We start from the raw sequence: 23864 nt of genomic DNA, 5'->3' as shown, positions 1-23864 counted from the left end.
CCTCGTGGTGAGGAGGGGCTCTTCCTTGTTTGCTCAGCCGCGCCGCGACGGCGCGAGCCGATCAATCGGCGACGCGCACCACCAGCTTGCCGATTGCCGCGCGGCTTTCCATCTTCGCGATTGCATCGCCGCCCCGGTCGAACGGGAAGATCTCGGTCACCTTGGGCGCAATCTTGCCCTCTGCCCACAGATCAAACAGCTGTTTGATGCTGGCGCGGTTCTTCACCGGCTCGCGCGCCGCGTAAGCGCCCCAGAACACGCCGCGGATGTCGCAGCTCTTCAGCAGGGTCAGGTTCAGCGCGATCTTGGGAATGCCGGCGGGGAAGCCGATCACGAGATAGCGGCCTTCCCAGGCGATCGAGCGGAGCGCAGGCTCGGCATAGTCGCCGCCGACCGCGTCATAGACGATGTCGAACCCGTTCTTGCCGGCCTTTTCCTTGAAGGTATCGGCCAGTGCCTTGCTCTCGTCCTTGGAGAAGGGCGCGCGGCCATAGATGATGACGTCATCGGCGCCTGCATCACGCACCGCCTGTGCCTTTTCCTCGCTCGACACCGCGCCGACAACGCGTGCGCCGAACGCCTTGCCAAGTTCGACCGCGGCCAGGCCGACGCCACCCGCTGCGCCCAGGACCAGCAGATTGTCGCCCGCCTTGATGTTACCGCGATCGACCAGCGCGTGGATGGTCGTGCCATAGGTGAGCAGCATCGCCGCCCCTTCCTCGAACGAACGCTCGTCGGGGATGGCGTAGATGTTGTCTGCCTTCATCGCGATCTTCTCGACGAGGCCACCGTTGCCGGTGTTGCCCATCACCCGGTCGCCCGGCTTCCACGCCGTCACGCCTTCGCCGACGCTTTCGACGACGCCCGACACCTCACCGCCCGGCGCGAAGGGGCGCGGCGGCTTGAACTGATATTTGTCCTGGATGATCAGCACGTCGGGATAATTGATCGCGCATGCCTTCACGGCGACGATCACTTCACCGGGTTTGGCAACGGGATCGGGAAGCTCCCCAATCTCCAGCGTTTCAGGTCCGCCCGGCGCCCTCGACAGCAATGCTCGCATTCGTCTCTCCCGCAATCCACGGACGATGCTCATCAAGCATCGTCTCGTATTTCGAAATCGCGGTATCCCTTGCCAGCGTCAGACCGACCTCGTCCAGCCCCTCCATCAGGCACTGGCGACGGAACGGGTCCAGTTCAAAGGTGAAGCGATCCTGGAAGGGTGTGGTGACGGTCATCGTTTCCAGGTCGATGGTGATCTCATCGGTCTTCGCGACTTCGATCAGGCGGTCCACCGCTTCCTGCGGCAGAACAACGGGTACGATCCCGTTCTTGAACGCGTTGCCGGAGAAGATGTCGGAGAAGCTCGGCGCGATCACCGCCTTGATGCCCATGTCGCCCAGCGCCCAAGCGGCATGTTCTCGGCTGGATCCGCAGCCGAAATTATCGCCAGCGATCAGGATCGGGCTGCCGGCATAGGCGGGATCGTCGAAGATGTTGCCGGGCTGCGCGCGCACCGTCTCGAACGCGCCGCGGCCAAGGCCGGCGCGCGTAATGGTCTTCAGCCAGTGGGCGGGAATGATCACATCGGTGTCGATGTTCTTCGCGCCCCACGGATAGGCCTTGCCCGAAACGGTACGAACGGCCTCCATCAGCGTTGCTGGACCGTGGCCAGCGTGCTGGGGGTGGCGATCGCGCTATAGGCCGCGACGCCGCTGAGCAGTGAGCCTGCGATCAGCAGGACGAATACTTTCTTCATGTGGCCAAGCCCCTGTTTAAGCCATCAACTCGCGAACGTCGACGAGGTGCCCCGTGACAGCCGCGGCGGCGGCCATCGCGGGCGATAGCAGATGCGTACGCGCACCAGGACCCTGACGGCCAACGAAATTTCGGTTGGAGGTGGAGGCGCAGCGCTCGCCCGGCGGCACCTTGTCCGGGTTCATCGCGAGGCACATGGAGCAACCCGGCTCCCGCCATTCGAAGCCGGCGGCGGTGAAGATGCGATCGAGCCCCTCCGCCTCTGCCTGGCGCTTCACCAGGCCAGAGCCGGGGACCACCATGGCGCGCACGCCATCCGCAACGCGCCGGCCATCCGCGACGGCGGCGGCGGCGCGCAGGTCCTCGATCCGGCTGTTAGTGCACGATCCGATGAAGACATGCTGGACGGGGACGTCCTGAAGCCGGGTGCCGGGCGTCAGGCCCATATAATCGAGCGATTTCCTGGCTGCCTCGCGCTTCGACGCATCGGCAAAGCTGTCGGGTTCCGGCACGGTGCCGGTGATCGACACCACGTCCTCCGGGCTGGTGCCCCAGGTGAGCGCCGGCGCGATTTCGGACGCATCGATCACCACGGTGCGGTCGTAGCGCGCGCCCGGATCCGTCGCCAGGGTTCGCCACCAGGCGACGGCCTTGTCCCAATCCGCGCCCTTGGGCGCCATCGGCCGCCCCTTGATATAGGCGAAGGTGGTTTCGTCGGGGGCAATCATGCCGGCGCGCGCGCCTGCCTCGATCGACATGTTCGCGACGGTCAACCGTCCCTCGACTGACATCTCGCGGATGACGTTGCCGGTATATTCGATGACATAGCCGGTGCCGCCCGCCGCGCCGATGCGGCCGATGATCGCCAGGATAACGTCCTTGGGGGTCACGCCGAAGCCCAGCGTCCCCTCCACCCGCACTTCCATCGTCTTCGACGGGCTGAGCAGCAGCGTCTGCGTGGCGAGCACATGCTCGACCTCGCTGGTGCCGATACCGAAGGCGAGCGCGCCGAGCGCCCCGTGCGCCGAGGTGTGGCTGTCGCCGCATACGACGGTGGTGCCGGGGAGGGTGAACCCCTGTTCGGGGCCGACGACATGGACGATGCCCTGTTCAGCAGCGAGTGCATCGATGTACGGCACGCCGAAGTCAGCGACATTCTGCCGCAGCGCGGACAATTGCGTCGCGCTGTCGGCGTCGGCGATCGGCAGTTCGCGCCCCTCAATGTCGACCCGCGCCGTCGTGGGCAGGTTGTGATCGGGAACGGCGAGCGTCAGGTCAGGACGACGCACCCGGCGGCCGGCGACGCGCAGCCCCTCGAACGCCTGCGGGCTGGTAACCTCATGAACGAGGTGGCGATCGATGTAGATCAGGCACGTGCCGTCGTCACGTCGTTCGACGACATGCGCGGCCCAGACCTTTTCGTAGAGGGTAAGCGGACGACTGGCCATGACGCGCGCGCTTTAGCCGCAGATGCGCAACAAATGGAAGAGCGTTAGGCGTTGCGCTGCACAAAGATTGCGCCGAGCTGTTCGCCTTCCGCCCTTCTGTCGGTGATCAGAGCGCGACGTCGTAGGTGGCCGTCGTCTTTCCGGCGATCTCCTCTACGGTCACACCGGGCGCCAGTTCGACCAGCCGGAAGCGGCTCTGGTGATCGGGGCGCTGGAAAACGGCGAGGTCGGTGACGATCATGTCGACCACATTCCTGCCCGTCAGCGGCAGCGTGCATGCCGGGATGAACTTCGGACTGCCGTCCTTCGCGACATGCTCCATCACGACGATGATCTTCTTCACGCCAGCGACGAGATCCATCGCGCCGCCCATGCCCTTGATCATCTTGCCGGGGATCATCCAGTTGGCGATGTCGCCGTTTTCCGCGACTTCCATCGCGCCGAGCACGGTCAGGTCGATATGCCCGCCGCGGATCATCGCGAAGCTCTGGTCGGAGCCGAAATAGACGCTGCTTGGCAGTGCGCTGATCGTCTGCTTGCCGGCGTTGATGAGGTCCGGATCCTCTTCGCCTTCATAGGGGAACGGCCCGATGCCGAGCATGCCGTTCTCGCTCTGCAGCGTCACCGTCATGCCGTCCGGGATGTTGTTCGCGACCAGCGTCGGGATGCCGATGCCCAGGTTCACATAATAGCCGTCGCGCAATTCCTGGGCGGCGCGCGCTGCCATCTGGTTGCGATCCCACGCCATCACTTCGCTCCTTGCATGTCGGTCCAGCGCTTGTCCGCCGGGAAGGTATCGTCCCAGCCGCTGCCGAGGCCGGTGCCGTAAACGGGATTGGGGAGGATGAACCAGCTTCTGCCCCAGCGCGCCGCATAAGGGGGCGACGAGGCGGCCACGCGCCGTGCTGCCGGTGTTCCCTCCAGCGCATCGCTGAAATCCCCGATCTGGTCACCGCCCAGCGCCAGCACGCACCAGCGCGCGGCGATCGCGCGACGGCGGCCGTCCTTTGCGGACTTGCCGTCTGCGTCGCCCTTCAGGAACAATGTTTCGCCATGCACGAAGCTGCCGAGACCGGCGCGCGCCAGAGCGTCAGCGGTCTCCTTTGCGGCGGCGACATTGCGGTTGGTGTTGATGATCGGCGTCACGCCCATCGTGCGCAGCGCGGCGAAGGCGGCGGTGGCGCCCGGCACTGCGGCCACCTTGTCCGCGCCGCCCGATTCCCATCGCGCCCAGCGACCGGCGTCGAACGCCGCGCCGCTCACTGCGTCGTTATATTCGTAGCCGAGATTGAGGATCGCGGTCTCATCCATGTCGAACACGGCGGCAAAGGGCTTGTCGCCGCACGACGCGGCAACCGGCGCACCGTCGCCGGGCAGTACGATCGCCGATTCTGATGGACGTGGCTCGGCGACGCGCAGCCGGACATTGTCCACCAGCGCATTATAGGCCTGTTCGCTCAACGCTGCCGCCTCAGCCGAACCGTAGAGAAATTGCATGGCGCCGGGCACGACCGCCGGTCGGGCGCTGCGCGACGGCGCCGGCATGGTCGCGCAGCCCGCCAACGATGCGGCGGCGGCAAGCGCCAGAACCTTCCTCACGCGGCAGTGCCGGTGGGGCGAGGACGCGTCATGCGGAATTCGATCTTCTTGTCGTAGGGCGCGCCGACGACCAGCCGGTTGACGTAGATGCCGGGGAGGTGGATCGCGTCGGGATCAAGGCTGCCGACGGAAACGATTTCCTCCACCTCGGCGACGCAGATGCGGCCGGCGGTCGCCATCGGCTGGTTGAAGTTGCGCGCCGTCTTGCGGAAGATGAGGTTGCCGCTCTCGTCCGCCTTCCAGCCCTTGATGATGCTGAGGTCAGCGCGGATGCCCCGTTCGAGGATATATTCCTCGCCGTCGAACACCTTCACTTCCTTGCCCTCGGCGACCAGCGTGCCGACGCCGGTCTTGGTGTAGAAGCCCGGGATGCCCGCACCGCCAGCGCGGCACCGCTCGGCCAGCGTCCCCTGCGGGCAGAATTCCACCTCCAGCTCGCCCGACAGATACTGGCGCTCGAACTCCTTGTTCTCGCCGACATAGCTGGAGATCATCTTCTTGATCTGGCGTGTGCGCAGCAGCTTGCCGAGGCCCTCGCCATCGATGCCGGCGTTGTTGCTGGCGACGGTGAGGTCCCTCACGCCGGACGCCTGCACCGCGTCGATCAGGCGTTCGGGAATGCCGCACAGGCCAAAGCCGCCGGCGCAGATCAACATCCCGTCATGCAGCAGACCATCGAGCGCCGCCGCGGCATCGGGATAGAGCTTGTTCATGAAACGCCGCCTCTTTTCGCTGGTTTGCGCCGGTTAGCGGCTGGGCGAAAGGGGTTCAAGGCGGCGGGCTCGGCGGGAATGCGGGGGCGAGCGGCGGCAAGAGCCAACCTCCCGGCGAGGCGCTCCGCCGGGCCATTGGCGTAGTGCCGCCCCTCGATCAGAAAACCGCGCGATCGACCCCAAGCGCGTCGGCAAGATCGGCCAGCGCCTGCGTCTCGTCGCTTACCTTGATCGCGTGAATGCCGAGCTGCGCAGCCGGCTTGCAGTTGATGCCGAGGTCATCGAGGTACACGCACTTGTCGGCTGGCTTGCCCAGCGTTTCGAGCATCATTTCATAGATACGCGGATCGGGCTTGCGGATGCCCACCTTGCTCGATTCGATCACATGATCGAACCGCGCCATGATCTCGGCGACCTTGGCTGCCTTTTCGGCGCTGCGCGACATGCCGGCACCTTCGCCAGCGGGCACATTGTTAGTGATGCAGCCAAGGCGATAGCCGTTGCGCTTCAGCCAATCGAGCGCGTGGACCATGCGGGGACGGATGTCGCCGGAGAGCAGGAGCAGGACATCCTCGCCGCGCAGTTCATGGCCCAGGGCGCGCGCTTCTTCGGCGAACTGCGCGTCGAAACCGGCAGCATCGATTTCCGCCCGCTCGAACAAGGCCCAGGCGTTTTCGTCCGGGTTGGTGGCGTTGATCTGCCGGATCAGATCCTCCGGCAGACCACGTTCGCGCTCCAGCCGGTTGAAGGCCTCGAAAGGCGAAGAGGTGATTACCCCGCCGAAGTCAAAGATCACGGTGTCGCGCATGAAGTGGTCCTTAAAGGTGGTTGAGATGTCCGAGGGGGCTGGCCGATCGCAAACGCCGCGTGCGGCGCTTATTTCCCGCGCGGCTGCGCGGCGAGGCGCGAGATGAGGACCGCGCTGCGCAGCGCCTGGCGCGGCAGGCTGGTGAGATCGACCCACTCGCCCACCGCATGCGCGCCGCCACCGGCCACGCCCATCCCGCCCAGCGTTACCGCGTCCGCGGCGACGAAGCTGGAATCCGCCGCGCCGCGCTTGGCGGGGTCCATTTCCAGCATCTCGGGCAGGCCGAGGTCGCGATTGACCGCGTTCAGCTCGTTCATCAGCGCGCGGTTGGCCGCGGTCGGCGGCATCGAGGGATAGCCTTCGAAGAAGCGGATCGACGCCTGGGTGCCGGGCAGGTGGCGGGCAACGATTGCCGTCATCGCCGCCTTTGCCTTGGCATCCTGTTCCGGCGTCAGGCTGCGCAGATCGCCGCGCACGACCGCCCGGGCGGGGATCACGTTGGTCTTGCCCTCCGCGGTGCCCTTCACGCCGGCATCGTCGAGCGCGGCGGGCGTGCCGCCGACGACGACGCTGGCATTGTAGGTGAGGTTCGGTTCCGCAAGCGTGCGGCGAAATTCGTCGAGGATGCGCGCCATCTCGTACACCGCGCCATAGCCCATCGACGCATTGAAGATGCCGCTGGAATGGCCCGTCTTGCCGGCCGTGACGAGTTCCCAGTTGGTCGAGCTTCGCCGCGCGGTGGTGGCATATTCCTGGTCGCCATCGCGGGCGACATTCTCATATTCCAGTGCGATGTCGGCCCATTTGCCCGCGTCGACGAGATCGCGGCGGGCGACGTCCAGCGGCGCGCCGGTCTTTTCCTCGTCGCCGGTCAGGACGATCTTGATATCGGCATTGCGCAGGGTTCCGGCGGCCTGCATCGCACGCAAGGCGGCGACGATCACGACCAGCCCGCCCTTGTCATCGCCAACGCCGGGGCCGGTCACGCGGTCGCCCTCCCGCTTCCAGCCGGTGAAGGGACTGTCGGGTTCGAACACGGTGTCGAGGTGGCCGATCAGCAGGATGCGCTTGCCACGGCCGTTACCCTTGTGGGTCGCGACGATGTGGCCTGCGCGGCCCGTCGCCGTCATGTCGACCCAGTCAACGGTGAAGCCAAGTGGCGCCAGTTCGGCGCGCATCATCTCGCCGACGGCCTTCACCCCGGCAAGGTTGAGGCTGCCCGAATTCTGCAGCACCAGCTTTTCCAGCAAGGCCTCGTGGCGCGGCGCTTCGCTCGCGACCACCTCCCCCATCCGCTTTTCCGGCGCGCTGGTGGCGGCGGTGGTGAGCAGGGCGAGGGCGGCAAGGGCGGTGCGCAGGATCATGCACGGCGGGCTAACAAAGCAGCCGGTCCGTGAACAGGGTGGGTGTATCAAATCGTTGCGTTACGGGGCGCAGATTGAACCCCCGGCGACGCTGCGCCATGGGAGGATTGCTGCACGGGTCGGTGCGGCAGTGGCGATCGGGCACCAAGCCGGACGCACCGCAGGAGACCGAACATGAATGTTGCCATCCTTGCCGGGCTGTTGCTCGGCGCGCCTCAGCCGGAGGCGCACCGTGTCGAGATTGATCATCAGGGCCAGCGGGTCGACGTGACGTACCAGAGCGCGACTGACGTCACCCATAAGCAGGTCGGCGCAGTGGGCGCCGCCGGCCGCGCCAGCACGCTGCGTTGCGTCTGGCGTGCCAACGTCAGCGTCGCACGCGAGGCGCGTAGCACGGCGGGCCATGTTCTCGCCCGCACGATCGCTGGCGATGCGCCGGTGGAGGGCAGCCGCGCGGGCTGGTGCTCGGCGCAGCGCGGCGCGATCGCGCAGGACATTGCGGCCCGCAGCGCAGATACGCGCGCGCATCTTCTCGCGGTGGCTGAGCGGGACCGTGAGGTTCTGGCGCTAGAGCTTGATACCGCCCATGCCGCGGGGCGCAGCTAAGTGCGCGCAGTCGGGATGATGGCGGCCGCCGGCCTATGTGCCCTGGCCTCGCCCGCGATCGCGCAGGTTGCGGTTGGCGGCAGTGTCGAGATCGCGACGGATGAGCGTCGTCGTGGCATCAGCTGGAGCGACGGAAAGGTGGCGCCCGCGGCGAGCGTGCGGGCCAGTGTGCCGTTCGGGCTGGACCTGGGCGTGCGGGCCACCGGCACGCGGGGCGACCCACGACATGGCGGCGCTGACGCCGTGTTCGACGTGACGGGCGGCTTCACGCGTGACATTGGCGGCGGGCTGCGGCTGGACGGTTTCGTCGCCGGGCACCTGTTTGCCGGGGCGAGGGGCGGCATGGACTATGTCGAGGGCGGCCTTGGCGCGAGCTATGCGCTGGGCCCGGCAGAGCTTGGCGTGGACGCGCGCTACGCACCCAGCCAGTCCGCGATCGGCGGCGACAATCTATGGATCGGCGCACGCGCGCGCGTGGGGGTGCCGGCGACGCCATTTACCGTGAACGCCTCCGTCGGGCATTCGTCCGGCAGCGTGGATGACTGGCAGCGCGCGGCGCGGCTTCGCCCCGGCGGGAATTACACCGATTGGTCGCTGGGCGTGGATCACATCACCGGGCCATTCAGCATCGGCGTGCTGTACACCGGCACCGACATCGATGATCGCGTGCTCGCCTCCCCCTTCGCCAATCCGCGGCACACCGGTGACAAGGTGACGGCACGGCTGGCGATCAGCTTCTGACAACGGGTGCCGGGAATTCAGCCCGCTGAAGCGGGGCTGCACCCCGGCGCAAAATTTCCTGACGAGGTCTCTTTTCTTCCCCCGCTGAAACGGCAACAAAGCTGCAAAACACCGTGGGAGAAGATGTATGAAGTCGCCAATCTGCGCGATGCTGGGAATCGATTTCCCGCTGCTCGCCTTCAGCCACTGCCGCAACGTGGTCGCCGCGGTCAGCCGCGCTGGCGGGTTTGGCGTGCTGGGCGCGACCGGGCACACGCTGGAAAGCCTGGAGACCGAGCTGGCGTGGATCGACGCGCATGTCGACGGCAAGCCTTATGGCCTCGACGTGCTGATCCCCGAAAATCTGGCGACCGGCGGTGCGAAGGGGCTGACCCGCGCGTCGATCATGGACAAGGTGCCGCCGCAGCACCGCGCCTTCGTCGGCGAACTGGCGGAAAAGCATCACTTCTCGCTGCCGCCCGAGCGCCCTGACAGCGACGCACCGGCGCCGTTCGATCCCAATCTGGCGCTGGCGATGCTCGACGTGGCGTTCCGCCACCCGATCAAGCTGATCGCCAACGCGCTGGGCGTGCCGCCGCAGGCGATGATCGACATGGGGCGCGAGCGCGGCGTGCCGGTCGCGGCGCTGGTCGGGGCGAAGGAACATGCCCTGCGGCAGGTGGACGCAGGCGTCGACATTCTGGTGGTGCAGGGCGGCGAGGCCGGCGGCCATTGCGGCGAGGTTTCTACCATGGTGCTGGTGCCCGAGGTGATCCGCGCGCTGGAGGCGCAAGGGAAGCGCGTGCCGATCCTTGCCGCGGGTGGGATCATGACCGGCAGCCAGATGGCGGGGGCAATGGCGATGGGGGCCGACGGCGTGTGGACCGGATCGGTCTGGCTCGCGACGCCGGAGAGCGAATGTTCGGACGTGTTCCGCGAGAAGATGGTCGAGGCGACGTCACGCGACACGGTGCGGTCGAAGAGCCGCACCGGCAAGCCTTCCCGCCAGCTGCGCTCGGCGTGGACCGATGCGTGGGAAGGGCCGAACTCGCCCGGACCGCTGCCGATGCCGTACCAGAGCCTGATCAGCGAACCTGCGATCCGCGCGTGCGATATCGCGGCGCAGAAAGGGGACCCGGCCGCGCGCGACATGGTGACATACTTCGTGGGGCAGGGCGTCGGCCTTGTCGATCAGGTCCGGCCAGCGGGGCAAGTGGTGCAGGATTTCAAGCTGGAGTTCGCCGAGGCGATGGAGCGGATGATGGGACTGGTCGAAAGCTGAAACGATTGGTCGCATTCGGCCGCATCCTCGGCTGACCGTCAATCTTTGAGTAAGGTTCGCGTCGCCATGCCGGCCAGGCAACGCTGAGACTGGCGTGTGCACGGAGGATCTGGTTCGTATGCGCTTGTACCGGGCAAGCTCATTCATTTTCCCGCGAAGCTTGCAGCTGCGGATCTTTGCCGTCTGCTTCGTTGCGACTCATCTTCCGCTGCTCGGCTTCATCATCTGGGCGGCGGCGACGCATCGGCTGGATCCGACGGGGGTGTTGGTGGTCGTCGGCGCGACGGTGCTGGGTCTGGCGCTGGCGCTGGCGGGTATCTTCGCGCTGCTCGCACCGATCCATCTTGCGGCCAAGGCGCTGAACGAGGCGGAGGAGGGCCAGGTGCCGAGCGTGCCGTTGGTATCGGGCAATGATCTGGTCGCGCGCCTGCTCGCCGGGATCAACCGCGCGGCGCAATCGACCGCCGAACGGATGCGGTCGCTTCAGCGCGACGCTGTGCAGGATCCGCTGACCAGCGTGCTCAATCGCCGCGGCCTGCTGGCGCAGCTCGACGCCATGCCCGAACATCATACCGCCGGCGCCCTGGCTTTGGTCGACCTCGACCATTTCAAGCTGGTCAACGACCTGCTTGGCCATGAGACGGGCGACCGGGTGCTGCACGATTTCGCGCACAGGCTGGTTGCCGCCGTGCGCCGCACGGACATGGTGGCGCGCTGGGGTGGCGAGGAATTCCTGATCTATTTCCCCGGTGCGACCGAGGCGGTGGCCCAGGCAGTGCTGATGCGGATCGCGGAGCGGCTGCGCGCCGATCCGCTGGCGCATGTCGGGGACCGGCCGCTCAGCTTCTCCGCCGGCACCACCGCTGCATCGCGCGGGACCTTCGACGAGGCGACGCGACGGGCAGACGCAGCGCTGTACGAGGCAAAACATCGCGGGCGCGCCCGCATTCTGAGCAGTGCGGAGCTGCGCATCTGACCAGCGCAGCGGCAGTCAGATGCCGTCGGGAAAGACCGTGTGGCCGGCCGCTTCCAGCGCGGCGGTCAGATCGGTGATACAGGCGTCGACGGCGGCAGGATCCGACGAGCGCACGACGAAGTTCGCGCCGGTGCGCCCCTCGCGAAAGAACGGGTAGCTGCCGATCGCGACGCCGGCATGGGTGCGTTCCGCGTGGCTGAGTAGCTCCGCGATCTCGCTTTCCGCCACCCAGCAGCCGATCTGCCGGCTGACGACGGGGCGGCCGCCCTCCAGCGTGCCGGTGAGCGAATCAAGCATTCCGGCCGTGATGTTGGGCACGCCCGCCATGATGAAGATGTTGCCGATGTGGATGCCCGGTGCACCCGACATGCGGTTTTCGATCAGGCTCGCACCCTCGGGCACGCGCGCCATGCGAAGCCGCGCATCGGTGATCCCGTCGCGCGATCCATAATAACGTTCCAGCACCGCCACCGCCTTGGGGTGATGAACGACGCCGACGCCAAGCGCCGTGGCGATCGCGTCCACCGTGATGTCGTCATGCGTCGGCCCGATGCCGCCGGTGGTGAACAGGTAATCGTTGCGCGCGCGCAGGATGTTGACCGCCTCGACGATCGCCTCCTGCCGGTCGGGCACCACGCGCACCTCAACCAGGCGGATGCCCTGGACGTTCAGCCATTGCGCGATCTGCGCGACGTTCTTGTCCTGCGTGCGTCCGGAGAGAATCTCGTCCCCGATCACCACGAGAGCGGCGGTCCAGATGCGTTCGCTGTTCATGCGGCACTGGCATAGCCTCGCAAAAGTGCGCCCGTCACGCTATATCCGCGGGCATGACCGAATATGTGACCGTGACCAGCGACGCGCCGCTGGGACGCAATGGAGCGATCAAGCTTCATGGACCAGAGGCCTTCGCCGGAATGCACGCCGCAGGGCGGTTGGCGGCCGAAACGCTCGACATGATCGTGCCGCACATGGTGCCTGGCGTGACCACGGCCGAGATCGATCGGCTGGTGTACGATTTCATCACCAGCCGTGGCGCGGTGCCGGCGACGCTGGGCTATCGCGGATACACGCACAGTTGCTGCATCTCGATCAACCATGTGGTCTGCCATGGCATCCCCAGCGAGAAGACGCTAAAGTCGGGCGATATCGTCAACGTCGACGTGACCCCGATCGTCGATGGCTGGCACGGCGATTCGTCGCGGATGTACCTGATTGGTGACGTGCCGCTGAAGGCGCGGCGCCTGGTCGACGTGACCTATGAATGCCTGATGCTCGGCATCGAGCAGGCGAAGCCGGGCAACACGATGGGCGATGTGGCGCATGTCATTCAGCGCCATGCAGAGTCGCACCGCTATGGCGTGGTGCGCGATTTCTGCGGCCATGGCCTGGGACGCCTGTTCCACGACGCGCCGGAAGTGGTTCATGTCGGGCGGCCGGGAACGGGGCCGGAGCTGAAGCCGGGGATGATCTTCACCATCGAGCCGATGATCAACATCGGGCGGCCCGATGTGAAGCTGCTCGACGATGGCTGGACGGCGGTGACGCGCGACCGGTCGCTGTCGGCGCAGTTCGAGCATTCGATCGGCATCACCGAGGACGGATGCGAAATCTTCACGCTCTCGCCCGCCGGTCTGCACAAGCCGCCGTATCTTTGACCGGACCGTCGCCGCGCCGTTCAGGGCGGCGCGCTGACTAAGATCACCTGTCCATTGTGACAGGTGATCGCCACTTCCCTTCCGAACCAACCTGCGTCAGTCTCCCGCGCCAAAGCCTCAGCAAGGGGCGGGGGAGAGGAACATGCGGCTTGGATATGCGCTGGTCGCGGCGCTCGCGCTGACGGCGTGCAAGGCGGCGACAACCACCGAAAATGCAGCCGATCGCAGCGCCGCCACCGGCGTTGGCAAGGTCGATGGCGCGCTTCTGACCACCGGCGGCGACGGCCGCGATTGGGCGATGGCCGGCTTCAACTATCAGGAACAGCGTTTCTCCCCGCTGACCCAGATCAACGCCGGCAATGTCGATCAGCTGGGCCTCGTCTGGTATGCGGACATGCCCGATGCGCGCGGCCAGGAGGCGACCCCCGTCGTCATCGACGGCAAGCTCTTCGTCACGGGTCCCTGGTCCAAGGTGTTCGCTTATGATGCGGGAACCGGGCAGAAATTGTGGGAGTTCGATCCCGGCGTCGACAAGGCGAAGGGTGTCGAGGCCTGTTGTGACGTGGTCAACCGCGGCGTCGCGGCATGGAAGGGGCGGCTGTATGTCGGCACGATCGACGGTCGTCTGATCGCGCTCGACGCCGCCACCGGCAAGCAGGACTGGTCGGTCCAGACGACCGACAATTCAAAGCCTTACACCATCACCGGCGCGCCGCGCGTGGTGAAGGGCATGGTCGTCATCGGCAATGGCGGCGCGGAGTTCGGCGTGCGCGGCTATGTCACCGCTTATGATGCCGGCACCGGCGCGAAGAAGTGGCGCTTCTACACCGTCCCCAACCCGACCGGTGCGCCGGACGGCGAGGCAAGCGACGCGGCGATGGCGAAGGTCGCGCCGACCTGGTCGGAGAACGGCCAGTGGAAGCAGTCCGGCGGCGGCGGCACGGTGTGGGATTCGATCGTCTATGACGCGGAGCTAGACCAGCTGTACCTCGGCGTCGGCAACGGTTCGCCCTGGAACCATGGTCTGCGGAGCGAGGGCAAGGGCGACAACCTGTTCCTTTCCTCGATTGTCGCGCTGAAGCCCGATACCGGCGAATATGTCTGGCATTATCAGGAGACGCCGGGCGAGACGTGGGACTTCACCGCCACCCAGCCGATCAACCTCGCCACGCTCAACATTGGCGGCAAGCAGCGCCGCGTGTTGATGCAGGCGCCCAAGAACGGCTTTTTCTACGTGGTCGATCGCACGAACGGGAAGCTGATCAACGCCGGCCAGTTCATCCCCGGCGTCAACTGGGCGAGCGGCTATGATCTGAAGACGGGGCGCCCGATCGAGAACCCGGAAGCGCGCTATTACAAGACGGGCAAGCCGTTCGTTGCGGTGCCGAGCGCCATCGCCGCGCACAATTGGCAGCCGATGAGCTTCAACCCGCAGGCAGGCCTTGCCTATATTCCGGCACAGATCGTCGGCTCGGCCTATCTCAACCCGTCGTCGGATCTGGATCAGGCGAAGCCGCTTGGCTTCAACGTCGGCCAGGATCTCGGCAATGCCATGTATCCGCGCGATCCCGCGGCGGTGAAGCAGGCGATTGCGGGCGCCACCGGGCGGCTCGTCGCCTGGGATCCGGTCGCCAACAAGGCGCGCTGGACGGTGAATTATCCGACGCCGTGGAACGGCGGCACGATGACCACCGCGGGCAATCTCGTGTTCCAGGGGACGGCGCTGGGCGAGTTCCGGGCCTATGCCGCGGATACCGGCAAGCAGCTCTTCACCTATCCGGTCGGCACCGGGATCATGGCCGGCGCCGCGACCTTCATGATCGGCAACGACCAATATGTCGCGGTGCTCGCCGGGCGTGGCGGCGCGCTGCCGCTGTCGATCGGCTATGCCATCGGCAAGGCCCGCGACGTGCCCAACGTGCCGCGCCTGTTGGTGTTCAAGCTCGGCGGCACGGCCAAGCTACCCGGTACCACGCCGCAGGATTCGACCCCGGTGAACCTGCCCGAGAACAAGGCGACGCCGCAGCAGGTGGCGCAGGGCCAGGCGCTGTTCGGCCGCTATTGCCAGGTCTGCCACGGCGCGAGCGCTGGCGGCGGCGGCGTGCTGCCGAACCTGCAGCGCTCCGCGACGCTGAGCGACCCCGACACGTGGAAGGCGATCCTGATCGACGGGATGCTGAAGGTCCGCGGCATGGTCAGCTTCGCCAAGGTGCTGACGCCCGAACAGGCGCAGCTGATCCGCCTCTATGTCATCGACGAGGCGCATTGGGCGCAGAAGAACCTCGCCGGTGCCACCAAGGTGGTAACGCCCCGGCCGGGCGCCGCCGCCTCTCCCGTACCGACGGGGGTTCGGTGACGGCGACCTGGTGATCGGCGCATGCATGGGTGGGCGCTGCCCTAGAAAGTGGCATCGCCCGCCGGCTGCCTGATTTTTGGGCGGCGCTTTCTCAAGGGAAGAAGGCGAGTCGCCACCTTGCCCTTCGCGGCCCCGGCTGGCACGTTCGATGCAAGCACCAGACACCGGGGCGAGGGTTCTAACCAGGGGTGGGCGTTTCCGCGTGAAGAAGATCGAAGCGATCATCAAACCGTTCAAGCTCGATGAGGTGAAGGAGGCGCTCCATGAGGTGGGCGTGTCCGGAATCACGGTGACCGAGGCGAAGGGGTTCGGGCGGCAGAAGGGCCATACCGAATTATATCGCGGTGCCGAATATGTCGTCGACTTCCTGCCCAAGGTGAAGCTCGAGGTGGTCGTCGAGGACGGCCTGGTCGAACGCGTGGTCGAGGCGATTGCCCAGGCCGCGCAGACCGGGCGGATCGGCGACGGCAAGATCTTCGTCATCCCGGTCGAAACGGCAATGCGCATCCGCACGGGTGAGCGAAACGACGACGCGATCTGAACCCTTAACAAACGGCCCGGCATAGAATCGGGCCGCCCCGGCAACGAGAAAGTCCTGGCCGCGCCAGGAACCCGCAGAGGAAGATCAGAGCAATGGCAACGACCGCCGCAGACGTCATCAAGCGTATCAAGGACGAAGAGATCGAGTGGATCGATCTCCGCTTCACCGATCCCAAGGGCAAGTGGCAGCACCTGACCATGGTCGCCAGCGTGATGGGCGAGGATGAGTGGACCGACGGCCTGATGTTCGACGGCTCGTCGATCGAAGGCTGGAAGGCGATCAACGAGAGCGACATGATCCTGAAGCCGGATCTGGACGCGATCTATAACGATCCCTTCTCCGCGACGCCAATGCTGATCGTGTTCTGCGACATCCTCGAGCCGTCGACCGGCGAGGGCTATACCCGTGATCCGCGCACCACGGCGAAGCGCGCCGAGGCTTATGTCGCCTCGACCGGCGTTGGCGACACCGTCTATGTCGGCCCCGAAGCCGAATTCTTCATGTTCGACAACGTGCAGTTCGACACGAATTACGCCGAATCCTACTTCAAGATCGACGATATCGAGCTGCCGACCAACACCGGCCGCGAGTACGAGGGTGGCAACCTTGCGCATCGCCCGCGTGCCAAGGGCGGCTATTTCCCGGTCGCGCCGGTCGACAGCGCCGTCGATATCCGCGGCGAGATGGTGTCGACCATGCTCGAAATGGGCCTGCCGTGCGACAAGCATCACCATGAGGTGGCGGCCGCGCAGCATGAGCTGGGCCTCACCTTCGGCACGCTGACCACGACCGCCGACCGGATGCAGATCTACAAGTACGTCGTGCATCAGGTGGCGCATGCCTATGGCAAGTCGGCGACCTTCATGCCCAAGCCGATCAAGGAAGATAACGGTTCGGGCATGCACACGCACTTCTCGATTTGGGAGAAGGGCAACCCGCTGTTCGCCGGCAACGGCTATGCCGGGCTGAGCGACACCTGCCTGTATTTCATTGGCGGCATCATCAAGCACGCCAAGGCGATCAACGCCTTCACCAACCCGACCACTAACAGCTACAAGCGGCTGGTGCCGGGTTATGAGGCGCCGGTGCTGCTGGCCTATTCGAGCCGCAACCGGTCGGCCTCCTGCCGTATTCCGTACGGCACGGGCGCCAAGTCGAAGCGTGTCGAGGTGCGCTTCCCGGATGCGATGGCGAACCCGTACCTCGCTTATGCCGCGCTGCTGATGGCTGGTCTGGATGGCATCCAGAACAAGATCCATCCGGGCGATGCGATGGACAAGAACCTCTATGACCTGCCGCCGGCAGAGCTGGCCGAGGTTCCGACCGTCGCCGCGTCGCTGCGCGAGGCGCTCGACAGCCTGCTGGCCGATCACGACTTCCTGCTGAAGGGCGACGTGTTCACCAAGGATCAGATCGAGGCTTATGTCGAGCTGAAGTGGAGCGAAGTCGCACGCTGGGAAATGACGCCGAGCCCGGTCGAATACGACATGTATTACAGCGCCTAAGCGCCTAAGATCTGACGAAGAAAGGGGGTGTCCGCCGGTGCGGGCGCCCCTTTTTTCATGCGCATTGTCCGGGCATTCAGCCGCGGAACAGACCGCCGAGGACGCCGCGCAGGATCGAGCCAGCAAGGTTGCCGGAGGATGATTTCCGGCGGCCGCCGCCGAAGACCTGGCGGCCGAGTTCGTTAGCCACCTGACGCCCGATCGAGGAGCCGGCGGCGCGGGTGGCGGAGTCCATCGCGCGGCCCCAGGGAGATGAGGCGGCCGCCCGTTCTTCCGCGATACGGGCCCGTTCGGCGGCCTTCGCCGCGCGGGCGGCGGCCTGTGCCTGGCTCGCTTCGGCCCGTTTCATGTCATTTTCGGCCTTGGTCTGCGCAGCCGCGGCCAGTGCCTCCGCGCTCTTCGCCGCGAGCAGTTCCTCGGCCGATTCACGGTCGATCGGCGTGTCGTAGCGATTGCCGATCGCATCGGTGGTGATGATCATCCGCCGCTCATCGGCGGTCAACGGCCCGACGCGGCTTTGTGGTGCGCGGATCAGCGTGCGGGTGACCGGTGAGGGGGCGCCATCGGGCTGGAGCAGCGAGACGAGCGCCTCGCCGATCTGCAACTGCGTGATCGCGGCGGCGACGTCGACGCCGGGGTTGGCGCGGAACGTCTCGGCGGCGCTGCGCACCGCCTTCTGATCGCGCGGGGTGAAGGCGTTCAGCTTGTGCTGGATGCGGTTGTTGAGCTGTCCCGCGATGCTGTCGGGAATGTCGATCGGGTTCTGGGTGATGAAATAGACGCCGACGCCCTTGGAGCGGATCAGGCGGACGACCTGCTCGATCTTGTCGACCAGCGAGGCAGGCGCATCATCGAACAGGAGATGCGCCTCGTCGAAGAAGAAGCACAGCGCTGGGCGGTCAGGGTCGCCGATCTCGGGCAGCGTTTCGAACAGCTCCGACAAGAGCCACAGGAGGAAGGTCGCATAGAGCTTCGGCGCGGCCATCAGCCGGTCGGCGGCGAGGATGTTGACCACGCCGCGGCCGCGATCGTCGGTCTGCATGAAATCGGTAAGATCGAGCGCGGGTTCGCCGAAGAAACGGTCGCCGCCCTGGCTGCGCAATTGCATCAGCGAACGCTGGATCGCGCCGATCGACTGCTTGGAGACATTGCCATAGCGGGTGGTGAGTTCCGCCGCACGCTCCGCGCAATGCACCAGCATGGCCTGTAGATCGTCGAGGTCGAGCAGCAGGAGGCCGTCCTCGTCCGCGAGGTGGAAGGCGATCGTCATCACCCCTTCCTGCACCTCGTTCAGCCCGAGCAGCCGCGAGAGCATGAGCGGGCCCATTTCGGAGATGGTGGTGCGGACAGGATGGCCCTGTTCCCCGTAGAGATCCCAGAATTGCACCGGGCGATCGGCATAGGCCCAGCCACTGTCGCCGATCGCGGCGGCGCGCGCGGCAAAGGCGGCGTGGGCTTTCGCCTGCGGCGCACCGGGCATGGCGAGGCCGGCGAGATCGCCCTTCACGTCGGCGACGAAGCAGGGGACGCCGGCGGCCGAGAAGCCTTCGATGATGCCCTGCACGGTCACCGTCTTGCCGGTACCGGTGGCGCCGGCGATCAGCCCGTGGCGGTTGGCGAGACGAAGGCTGAGATATTGCGGCGACGTGCCGCCCGAAGCCGCGCCGATGAAGATGCCGTCGCCCATGCTGACCTCCCGTCCGTATCGTTCCCGCCTAGCGCATGTGGCGTGAGCGCGGCGAGCATCGTTCAACCAAAAAAAGGCCCCGCACCATCGGTGCGAGGCCCCTTTTTCAGTTCAGCACGCGGTGGTGATTACTTGATCTTCACCGCGATGAACGCCGGGGGGTTGCGCCCGCGCACGACCGACAGCAGCACCTGCGGACGGTTGGCCGACTTGGCCGCCTGAACGCCGCGGGCGATATCGGCCGCGGTGCGCACCGGCGTCGAGTTGATCGAGACGATCACGTCGCCGCGGCGCAGCTTGCGGCCGGCGTCGCTGGAGGGATCGACGGCCGAAATCACTGCGCCCTGCACGGTGGAATCGACACCGACCTGACGGGCGATCGTCGGAGTGAGCGGCTGCACCGTCACGCCGATGCTGTTCGAGGCCGGAACGGCGGGTCCCTCACTATCCTCGCCGAAGCTGTCGTCGCCGCCGCCGAGCTGCTGGGCGAGCTGCTCCTCGGCCGGACGCACCGTGGTGGTCACGGTGACCGTGGTCGGCTTGCCGTCACGGATCACGTCGAGCTTTGCCTGCTGGCCCGGCGCGACATTGGCGACGAGGTAGGACAAGGTCGTTTCCGGCGTGACCTGCTCGCCGTTGACGCGGGTGACGACGTCACCGGCGCGCAGGCCGCCCTTCGCCGCCGGGCCACCCGGCTCGGCGCGGGCGATGATCTCACCCGAATTCTTCGGCAGGCCGAGCGCCGCGGCGATGTCGTCGTTCAGCGGCTGGATCTGCACGCCGATATAGCCGCGCTGAACCGGCTTGCCCTTCATCAGCGTGTCGATGATCGGCTTTGCGTCCTCCGCCGGAATGGCGAAGCCGATGCCGATGTTGCCGCCCGACTGCGAGAAGATCTGGCTGTTGATGCCGATCACTTCGCCGTTCAGGTTGAACATCGGGCCGCCCGAATTGCCCTGGTTGATCGAGGCGTCGGTCTGAATGAAGCGATCGTTGGCGCCGCCCTGGCCCGTCACGCGGTGAACCGCCGAGACGATGCCGGCGGTGACGGTGCCGCCAAGGCCGAACGGGTTGCCGATCGCGACCACCCAGTCACCGACACGCGCGCGCGCCGAATCGCCGAAGCGCACATAGGGCAGCGGGCCCGGAGCATCGATCTTCAGCAGCGCGAGGTCGGACGCGGTGTCGCGGCCGACGAGCTTCGCCACATATTCCTTGCGATCGGGCAGCGTGACGCGGATCGCCTCCACGGTCGCCTGGCGGTTGCCCGGCGCGACGACGTGGTTGTTGGTGACGACATAGCCGTCGGGCGAGATGATGAAGCCCGAGCCGAGCGACTGCGCCTCACGCGTGATCGGTGCGCCATTCTGCCCGCCGCGACCGCCGAACTGGCCGAACAATTCGGCGAAGGGCGTGCCGGCGAACGGATTGGCGGGCTGCGCCACCGTCACCTTCTGATCGGTGGAAATGTTGACAACCGCCGGCTGAAGCTTTGCGACCAGATCGGCAAAGCTCATCGGCGCGCCGGCGCGCGGCGCCGATGCCTGCATCGTCCCCGGCTCGTTCTGCGCGCTCTGCGCAGAGGCAGGGTGCTGCAAGGCAAGCGAAGCGGCAGTGCCGCCGAGGAGAAGAGCGCCAGTAAGCGCATAGGCGTAACGCACGATCGTCATGTTCCTCTCGTTTGTCCGGCAGGACCGGACCAAGTTTCCAATGCCGCCGGGTCGATGAACGGCGTTTGAATGTGAACGAACCGGCCGCTTTCCCGTTGCGCTTGCGCGAAATCAGGTCAGCGCCCGTTGAATTCCTTCAGATAGGCATTGTCCCGGCTCATTATAATATTCGTCGATCCTTCCGGCCGCGCATTTCCGTCAGCACCGAAGGTGTGGCGGTAGGACTGCATCGCCCGATAGAAATCGTAGAACTTGGGATCCTTGCTGAAGGCGTCGGCATAGATGCTCGCGGCGCGGGCATCCGCCTCCGCGCGCACGATCTGTGCCTGCTTCTGGCCCTGCGCCCGGATCGTATTCGCCTCCTGCTGGCGCGCGGTGCGCATCCGCTGGAGCGCGCTGTCGAGCGGGCTGCCGTCGGGGAGGTCGGCATGCTTGATCCGGACGTCGACGATCGCCGCGCCATATTGGCGCGCGTCGCGTTGCAGCGAGGCCTGGATCGCGTCCATCACCTTGCCCCGCTCGGGGCTGAGCAGGACGGCGAAGGGCACCTTGCCCAGTTCGTTGCGAAGCGCCGTGCCGAGCAGCGGGCGAAGCTGATCCGCCACGCGTTCCTCGGTGTTCGACGTGCTGCCGGTCGAGGTGACCGCGCGCAGCGGATCGACGATGCGGAAGCGCGCGAAGGCGTCCACGTTCAGTCGCAGCTGATCGGTCGAGAGCACCAGCGTATTGTCGAGATCGGCGTCGAGCACGCGCTTGTCGATCCAAACGATCTTGTCGATGAACGGGACGCGCGCGATCAGGCCGGCGCCGGTGCGCCCGATCACCTGATCGTTCTGCCACTGGTTCACCAGGCGGATCGGATTGTTGAGGCGCAGGATCACCGCCTGCTTCGTCTCCGGCACGATCGCGAAGCTGGCGGCGCCGACGATCACCGCGCCGAGCGCGGCGAAGCCGACCGCAACGGGATTGCGGAACAGCGCGCTCATCGGCCGGCCTCCGCCGCCGGGGCGGGCGTTGCCGCCGCCGCCGCGCCGGTCTGCGGCTCGGTCAGCTTGCGTGCACGGTCGAGCGGCAGCAGCGGCGAGACGCCGGGGGTTTCAACAATCGTCTTGTCAGTCTTGGCCAGCACGGCCTCCATGGTTTCATAATACATGCGGCGGCGGGTCACCTCCGGCGCAAGGCGATACTGTTCGTAGACCTTGTCGAACGCCGCGGCCTCACCCTGGGCGCGGGCGATCACCTGCTCCGAATAGCTGCGCGCATTGTTGAGATTGCCGACCGCTTCCTGCTGGGCGGCGGTGACGGCGTTGAAATCGTCGATCAGGCTGGCGGGGGCAGCGGCCTGGCGGATCGAGACGCCCTGGACGCGCACGCCAGCGTGATATTCGTTCAGGATCTGCTGCATCATCTGGGCGACGCGCGCCTCGATGTTGGTACGGCCGGCGCCGATCGCCTCGTTGAGCGTCGTCGTCGCGAGCACCGCGCGCATCGCGCTTTCGGCGGTGGCGCGGACGGTTTCGACCGGGTCCTTAATCTCGAACACGAAGTCGCGCGGGTTATCGACGCGCCAGCGGACGGTGTAGGCGAGGTCGAGGATGTTCTGGTCGCCCGTCAGCACGTTTTCGCTGCCGTCGCGGGGGAATTCGTCGACGCGCACCGCCTCCACGTCGACCTTTTGCACCGACACGAGGGGGGCGGGCAGGGTGAGGCGGATGCCCGGATCGAGCATGCCCGAATAGCGGCCGAGGAACGTCACCACGCCGCGCTGCTGCGGGCCGATCTGGTGGACCGAGGTGAACAGGATCCAGGCCGCGACGATCAGCGCGGCGCCGATCAGCCACAGGTTACGCGAATTGGCGCCGAGTGGCATCTGCGGCCCACCACCGCCGCCGCCACCCGAACCGCCGCCACGGGCTCGTTTCAGGAATTCGTCGAGCGCGGTCGCCTTTGGCGCACCCTTGCGACCGCCGGGCGGCACCGCCCAGGGATTGCGCGGGCCGGCGTTGGTATCGTCGCTGCCGCCGTTGCCCCACGGGCCATTGGAGGAATCGTTCATCAGGATAGGCGGTCGGCGCAGCCACTGCGGCATCATGGTCATAGGGTCTTTATAGGTACACGACGCGCGAAAAACAGTGCCCCGCGCGTCCGAAGGGCGTATCGGGCCGCGGCATGGACGAGAAAGAGGCAAAACAGGCGGTGGCCGCGGTCGCCGGCGAGCGTGCGAGCGTGCGAGTGGAAGGCGACCGGATCGGCGTGGTGCTGGACGCGACCGGGCTCGACGCCAAGGCGCGCGACGCGATGGAAGCGGCGGTGCGGATGGCGATCGGCCCCAACGGCCGTGTCGTGGTGACGGCGGAGCGCGCGACCCGCCGGCTGATCGCGGTGGCGAGCGGCAAGGGCGGGGTGGGCAAGTCGACGGTGTCGGCGAACCTTGCCATCGCGCTTCGCCATGCCGGGCGGCGCGTCGGGCTGGTCGATGCCGATATCTATGGCCCGTCGCAGCCGCGACTGATGGCGGCGGAGGGCGAACGGCCGCAGGCGAAGGACAAGGTGCTGCTGCCGGTGCCGACGCCCTATGGCGTGCCGATGCTGTCGATGGGGCAGCTGATCGAGCCGGGCAAGGCGATCGCGTGGCGCGGGCCGATGGCGGCGGGCGCGCTGGGGCAGCTGGTCGAGGCGGACTGGGGCGCGACCGACACGCTGGTGCTCGACCTGCCGCCGGGCACGGGCGATGTGCAGCTGACGATGATCCAGAAATATCGCCCGGCGGGCGCGGTGATCGTGTCGACGCCGCAGGACCTGGCGCTGATCGATGCGCGCCGCGCGATCGACCTGTTCGGCAAGGCGGGGATCCCGATCATCGGCCTCATTGAGAACATGGCCGGCTATGTCTGTCCGCATTGCGGCGAAGTGTCGGACCCGTTCGGCTGTGGCGGCGCTGAGGCGGCGGCGGCGGAGCTGGGCGTGCCGTTCCTGGGCCGGGTGCCGCTGACGATCGATATCCGCACCGCGTCGGACGCCGGCGAGCCGCCGGCGGCGCGGCCCGACGACACCGTGTTCCGCCCGCTGGGCGAAGCGGTGGCGCGGTGGCTGGAAACCAGCGGCGGCGGCGGGCGTTAGGAAAGCACCGGTCGTGCCGCATGCACCAGGCGGCGGCTCGGGCGGACCACCCGACG

At 66.7% G+C, this 23864-nt stretch carries 22 protein-coding genes; 9 read left to right on the top strand and 13 right to left on the bottom strand.

What is annotated here, in order from left to right; genetic code table 11:
- Window positions 1-61: 61 nt before the first annotated feature.
- The 8 genes from L8F96_RS05225 to L8F96_RS05190 all read right to left on the bottom strand — a co-directional run bounded on the left by L8F96_RS05225 (window position 62) and on the right by L8F96_RS05190 (window position 7690).
- Entirely contained in the window at window positions 62-1063 is a 1002-nt protein-coding gene (locus L8F96_RS05225; RefSeq protein WP_125944102.1) for an NADPH:quinone oxidoreductase family protein, read from the bottom strand.
- Complete coding sequence (gene leuD, locus L8F96_RS05220) at window positions 1026-1652, bottom strand: 3-isopropylmalate dehydratase small subunit (RefSeq protein ID WP_125944103.1); 627 nt, start codon at window positions 1650-1652, stop codon at window positions 1026-1028. The genes L8F96_RS05225 and leuD overlap by 38 nt, the downstream gene beginning before the upstream one ends.
- Window positions 1653-1775: 123 nt before the next feature.
- Window positions 1776-3206, bottom strand: a complete 1431-nt coding sequence (leuC, locus tag L8F96_RS05215) for a 3-isopropylmalate dehydratase large subunit (protein ID WP_145118106.1) — start codon at window positions 3204-3206, stop codon at window positions 1776-1778.
- Window positions 3207-3312: 106 nt separating this feature from the next.
- The gene (locus tag L8F96_RS05210) at window positions 3313-3954 is read right to left on the bottom strand and encodes a CoA transferase subunit B (RefSeq protein WP_334655376.1); all 642 of its coding nucleotides are present in this window, start codon (window positions 3952-3954) and stop codon (window positions 3313-3315) included.
- Complete coding sequence (locus L8F96_RS05205) at window positions 3954-4751, bottom strand: HAD family acid phosphatase (protein WP_417158945.1); 798 nt, start codon at window positions 4749-4751, stop codon at window positions 3954-3956. Before L8F96_RS05205 ends, L8F96_RS05210 begins: the two co-directional genes overlap by 1 nt.
- 50 nt (window positions 4752-4801) lie before the next feature.
- The gene (locus tag L8F96_RS05200; RefSeq protein ID WP_125944107.1) at window positions 4802-5518 is read right to left on the bottom strand and encodes a CoA transferase subunit A; all 717 of its coding nucleotides are present in this window, start codon (window positions 5516-5518) and stop codon (window positions 4802-4804) included.
- Window positions 5519-5675: 157 nt separating this feature from the next.
- Window positions 5676-6326, bottom strand: coding sequence for an HAD-IA family hydrolase (locus tag L8F96_RS05195; protein ID WP_046409899.1), 651 nt, complete (start codon window positions 6324-6326; stop codon window positions 5676-5678).
- 68 nt (window positions 6327-6394) lie between these two features.
- Window positions 6395-7690: a M20/M25/M40 family metallo-hydrolase gene (locus L8F96_RS05190; protein ID WP_334655373.1), complete on the bottom strand. Its 1296-nt coding sequence runs from the start codon at window positions 7688-7690 to the stop codon at window positions 6395-6397.
- A 174-nt stretch (window positions 7691-7864) separates the two neighbouring features.
- On the opposite strand from L8F96_RS05190, the gene L8F96_RS05185 reads away from it, so the two are divergent.
- From L8F96_RS05185 to L8F96_RS05170, 4 genes are all read left to right on the top strand, one after another.
- Window positions 7865-8296 carry a hypothetical protein gene (locus tag L8F96_RS05185; RefSeq protein WP_125944109.1) on the top strand — a complete coding sequence of 144 codons (432 nt, stop codon included), beginning with the start codon at window positions 7865-7867 and terminating at the stop codon, window positions 8294-8296.
- Window positions 8297-9037, top strand: coding sequence for a TorF family putative porin (locus tag L8F96_RS05180; RefSeq protein WP_301091017.1), 741 nt, complete (start codon window positions 8297-8299; stop codon window positions 9035-9037). It abuts the gene before it with no gap.
- 127 nt (window positions 9038-9164) lie between these two features.
- Window positions 9165-10298 (top strand): NAD(P)H-dependent flavin oxidoreductase, encoded by a 1134-nt coding sequence (locus tag L8F96_RS05175; RefSeq protein ID WP_334655369.1) that lies wholly within the window; start codon window positions 9165-9167, stop codon window positions 10296-10298.
- A gap of 160 nt (window positions 10299-10458) precedes the next feature.
- Window positions 10459-11274 (top strand): GGDEF domain-containing protein, encoded by an 816-nt coding sequence (locus L8F96_RS05170; protein WP_331386567.1) that lies wholly within the window; start codon window positions 10459-10461, stop codon window positions 11272-11274.
- Between the two features lie 15 nt (window positions 11275-11289).
- Here L8F96_RS05170 and L8F96_RS05165 read toward each other — a convergent pair whose 3' ends face one another.
- Complete coding sequence (locus tag L8F96_RS05165) at window positions 11290-12048, bottom strand: competence/damage-inducible protein A (RefSeq protein WP_334655364.1); 759 nt, start codon at window positions 12046-12048, stop codon at window positions 11290-11292.
- Window positions 12049-12101: 53 nt separating this feature from the next.
- Here L8F96_RS05165 and map point away from each other — a divergent pair, with 53 nt between their 5' ends.
- From map to glnA, 4 genes are all read left to right on the top strand, one after another.
- Window positions 12102-12929 (top strand): type I methionyl aminopeptidase, encoded by an 828-nt coding sequence (gene map / locus L8F96_RS05160; protein WP_301091011.1) that lies wholly within the window; start codon window positions 12102-12104, stop codon window positions 12927-12929.
- A 142-nt stretch (window positions 12930-13071) separates the two neighbouring features.
- Window positions 13072-15285, top strand: coding sequence for a PQQ-dependent dehydrogenase, methanol/ethanol family (locus L8F96_RS05155; protein WP_334655360.1), 2214 nt, complete (start codon window positions 13072-13074; stop codon window positions 15283-15285).
- A gap of 202 nt (window positions 15286-15487) precedes the next feature.
- Window positions 15488-15826, top strand: a complete 339-nt coding sequence (locus L8F96_RS05150; RefSeq protein ID WP_046409910.1) for a P-II family nitrogen regulator — start codon at window positions 15488-15490, stop codon at window positions 15824-15826.
- Window positions 15827-15918: 92 nt separating this feature from the next.
- On the top strand, window positions 15919-17331 hold the full coding sequence (glnA, locus tag L8F96_RS05145) for a type I glutamate--ammonia ligase (protein WP_046409911.1): 1413 nt from the start codon (window positions 15919-15921) through the stop codon (window positions 17329-17331).
- Between the two features lie 76 nt (window positions 17332-17407).
- On the opposite strand, the gene L8F96_RS05140 is transcribed toward glnA, so the two are convergent.
- The 4 genes from L8F96_RS05140 to hflK all read right to left on the bottom strand — a co-directional run bounded on the left by L8F96_RS05140 (window position 17408) and on the right by hflK (window position 22786).
- A complete protein-coding gene (locus tag L8F96_RS05140; protein WP_334655358.1) occupies window positions 17408-19018 on the bottom strand; it encodes a helicase HerA-like domain-containing protein in 1611 nt (536 codons plus the stop codon).
- Between the two features lie 128 nt (window positions 19019-19146).
- A complete protein-coding gene (locus L8F96_RS05135; RefSeq protein WP_046410041.1) occupies window positions 19147-20679 on the bottom strand; it encodes a Do family serine endopeptidase in 1533 nt (510 codons plus the stop codon).
- Between the two features lie 125 nt (window positions 20680-20804).
- On the bottom strand, window positions 20805-21674 hold the full coding sequence (hflC, locus tag L8F96_RS05130; RefSeq protein ID WP_046409915.1) for a protease modulator HflC: 870 nt from the start codon (window positions 21672-21674) through the stop codon (window positions 20805-20807).
- Window positions 21671-22786 (bottom strand): protease modulator HflK, encoded by a 1116-nt coding sequence (gene hflK / locus L8F96_RS05125; RefSeq protein WP_046409916.1) that lies wholly within the window; start codon window positions 22784-22786, stop codon window positions 21671-21673. The genes hflC and hflK overlap by 4 nt, the downstream gene beginning before the upstream one ends.
- Window positions 22787-22857: 71 nt before the next feature.
- On the opposite strand from hflK, the gene L8F96_RS05120 reads away from it, so the two are divergent.
- Window positions 22858-23808 carry an Mrp/NBP35 family ATP-binding protein gene (locus L8F96_RS05120; protein WP_334655354.1) on the top strand — a complete coding sequence of 317 codons (951 nt, stop codon included), beginning with the start codon at window positions 22858-22860 and terminating at the stop codon, window positions 23806-23808.
- Window positions 23809-23864: the final 56 nt, after the last annotated feature.

The organism is Sphingomonas panaciterrae (assembly GCF_036890205.1).
GTDB lineage: Bacteria > Pseudomonadota > Alphaproteobacteria > Sphingomonadales > Sphingomonadaceae > Sphingomonas > Sphingomonas panaciterrae.
This window is presented reverse-complemented; position numbering and strand designations above follow the sequence as displayed.